Consider the following 3150-nt stretch of genomic DNA (forward strand, 5'->3'; position numbering starts at 1 on the left):
GGGCATAACGGCCTTTTTGCTGTTCGGGATAATTGGTGATGGGCTGCCGGCCGGTAATGAAGTGGTTTTTAAGCAATGGAAAGCGGTCAATATGTTTGGCAATCATGGTTTCGGTAGTTTGTTTGAAAAAGCGGCCCATGGGGAGAATCCTCTAAAATCCGGTTTCAAAGGAATTTAGGGGATTTTAGGGGTTTGGGACGTATTACGCCATTTGGTAACTATGGTTACTTTGCATGGGGTTTAAGAGGGTTTTGCAAAGGTCTCGGCATTTTATTTGATTTCAGTATCGCACGTGCGGTTTTGACGAAATGGGTCAATGAGTTGCTTATTCCGAATTTACCTGGGCAAAGTGTCATTGTGACGGATAATGCGACTTTCCATAAAGGCAATGAGATTGTAACGGCATTACGGGAGGCTGGGCATACCATTCTTTGGTACCGCCTTACCGCCCTGATTTAAACGATATTGAGAAAAAGTGGGCAGAGATAAAGCATCTTTGCAATAGTAGGGGTATTGATGACATTGATGAATTATTCAGAATTTGTACTCAAAAAAAAATAATGTCCGTCATTATCGGGTCAAGTTCGATAGTGACGGATAAAGTTTGCTTGAAAATTTTACATCTCTGAATGTTGAAATAAACGGGAATATAAAATGCCGTCTGAAAAAATCTATTGTTTGAGGTTTTGCAAAACTCAAGAGGCTTTTGCAAAACTCAATTTGAACCAAGAGAACTATGCCCGTCATTCCCACCTACCCGGCAATGACGGATTATAAGGTTTCTGAAAATTTACGGGTAAGGCCTCTGTTTTTCAGACGGCCTTCCACGCACTTCAGCTCGAACAACTCACCGCAATCCCCTCCGCCCATTCCGGTGCGGGTTCGGCTAAATCGGCAAACTCTGGCCGTTCGTCAAACGGGTTTTCCAAGCAGCGGTGCAGACGTCCGATTTCCCGGTAATCACCGTGTTTGGCCGATTCGATGGCTTGTTGCGCCAGATAATTCCGCAACACATACAGCGGATTGACCTGATTCATGCGCAGTTTGCGTGCGGCATCGTCATTTTTTTCAGCACGCAGGCGTTGGCGGTAGCGGCCGACCCAACGCAAAAATAATTGCGGATTATTATCGCCGAACAAAGCCATCAGTTCAGCAGGCAGGGCGTCGTCATGCGCATTGCTGATTGCGCTCAATCGTCTGAAAAATAGGGTGAAATCGATTTTTTTATCTTGCAGCGCGGCGAACATATCGGCGATCAGTTCCTCGTCGTCTTGGTGTTCGTCCAGCAAACCGAGCTTCGGGCGCATGTATTTAAGATAGGCCGTCTGGAAGGTTTGCGGCCATTGTTCCAATAAATCATTGCGTTTGTTTTCCGGCACCAAAGCTTCAAAACAATTGGCCAAAGCCGCCAAATTCCAATGCGCGATATAAGGCTGGGCATGATAGGCATAGCGGCCTTCGTGGTCGGAATGGTTACAGACGTGGCGGCGGTCGTATCCTTCCATAAAGCCGAACGGACCGTAATCGATGGTCAGGCCGAGTATCGACATATTGTCAGTGTTCATCACGCCGTGGCAAAAGCCGACGCTCTGCCATGCGGCGACGGTATCGGCGGTCCGCTCGAATACTATTTGCAACAAAGCCAGATAAGAATTCCCGGCTTCGCGACATTCGGGGTAATAATGCCCAATAACGAAATCGGCCAGCGTTTTCAGCCCGGCCTCACGGCCGGCATAGAAAAAATATTCAAAATGGCCGAAGCGGATAAAACCCGGTGCGATTCGGGTGACCACGGCGGCAGTTTCGACGGTTTCGCGGTACACTTCGTCATTGCTGCCGATCAAGGCCAACGCGCGCGTGGTCGGAATATTCAGGCCATGCATGGCTTCGGAACACAAATATTCGCGCACACTCGAGCGCAACACCGCCCTGCCGTCAGCAAAGCGCGAATACGGCGTTTTGCCCGCACCTTTAAGCTGCCATTCCCATGCCTTGCCATTATTATCCACCGTCTCACCCAGTAACAACGCACGCCCATCGCCTAAACGCGGTGTGTAGCCACCGAATTGATGGCCGCCGTACACCGTCGCTATTGGCTGCGGCTGATATTCCGCCAAGCTGCCGGAAAGATAAGCAAGATTCGGCGCTGTCTGAAACGTTTCAGACGGCATACCGAGTTCGTCCAGCAAGGTTTCGTTGACCGCAATCCAATATGGCTGATTCAGTGGCTCAGGCTTGACCGGGCTGTAAAACATGTTGGGCAGCGTGGCAAAACGCGCTGCTTTCAGGGAAAGTGTGTGCATGATGGTTTCCTTATATAATTAATGGCCTCAAGATAACACATTTGTTTACACCGATAAACGTATTCATCTGTGAGACCGTCTGAAAATATTATGCGGCAACAATCAAAATTTCCTACCCAACGCCGTTTTCCTTATAATGATAATGGCTGCCATCCCCATTTTTTCAGAACCCCTGACATGACTACTTTATTCCAACCCGACGAACTCAATCCCAACGACCCAGCCGAGTTTCTCTACACCTTAAGCGCGGCTTATCTCGACCACACAGCGCAAATCAGTGACGAAGAAATGGCTTATTTAAACGACGAACAGCACACCTTAACCGCCTATTGCTATCTCGACAGCCAAGTGCAGGAAGGCGGCTTTGTGCAACTCATCGCGGCAGGCTACGGTGAATATATTTTTCTAAACCCCGTGGCCGACAGCCTGCGACGCTGGCAGATTAAACCAACTCCGAAAATTTTAGACAAAGCCAAAACGCTGTATGCGAAATATGGCCAAGAAATCGAGCAACTGGCCGAAGCCGACACGCCATTAGACGATATCCGCGCCAAGTTTGCCGGTTTTGAAGAACTTGATGGCGGATATTACGAAGCTGCCGATGAAGATATGGCCGCTGCCGTGGCCTATGTGCAGGCCAATTGGGAAAAGTTTGCCGTTATCAAAGATTAAACCATCGAAACCGGGCAGTAAAAAACGAAAGGCCTTCTGAAAAATTATGGGGCTGACGTAGATTATCAGTCATGATGGGCTGCAAAAATGAAGATAAGCCGTTGCAAATTAAAAAAGCGTATCCCAAAGAAACGGCTTCAGTTCCTGTATTGGAACGAACTGCCCGTTCCGCCGC

The 3150-nt window shown here is 48.5% G+C and carries 4 protein-coding genes; 2 read left to right on the top strand and 2 right to left on the bottom strand.

Going from position 1 to position 3150, the window contains the following annotated elements; genetic code table 11:
* Positions 1 to 192 precede the first annotated feature (192 nt).
* Positions 193 to 459 carry a hypothetical protein gene (locus C7N83_RS13540; protein WP_106743249.1) on the top strand — a complete coding sequence of 89 codons (267 nt, stop codon included), beginning with the start codon at positions 193 to 195 and terminating at the stop codon, positions 457 to 459.
* Positions 460 to 833: 374 nt separating this feature from the next.
* Here C7N83_RS13540 and C7N83_RS13545 read toward each other — a convergent pair whose 3' ends face one another.
* Positions 834 to 2303: a protein adenylyltransferase SelO gene (locus tag C7N83_RS13545; RefSeq protein WP_106743250.1), complete on the bottom strand. Its 1470-nt coding sequence runs from the start codon at positions 2301 to 2303 to the stop codon at positions 834 to 836.
* Positions 2304 to 2480: 177 nt separating this feature from the next.
* Here C7N83_RS13545 and C7N83_RS13550 point away from each other — a divergent pair, with 177 nt between their 5' ends.
* A complete protein-coding gene (locus C7N83_RS13550; RefSeq protein ID WP_106743251.1) occupies positions 2481 to 2975 on the top strand; it encodes a DMP19 family protein in 495 nt (164 codons plus the stop codon).
* Here C7N83_RS13550 and C7N83_RS15450 read toward each other — a convergent pair.
* Positions 2965 to 3150 (bottom strand): hypothetical protein (locus tag C7N83_RS15450; RefSeq protein WP_211296673.1); only part of this gene is annotated, 186 nt, incomplete at its 5' end. The two genes, C7N83_RS13550 and C7N83_RS15450, sit on opposite strands and share 11 nt — an antisense overlap.

Source organism: Neisseria iguanae, from assembly GCF_003013245.1.
GTDB classification, from domain to species: Bacteria; Pseudomonadota; Gammaproteobacteria; order Burkholderiales; family Neisseriaceae; genus Neisseria; species Neisseria iguanae.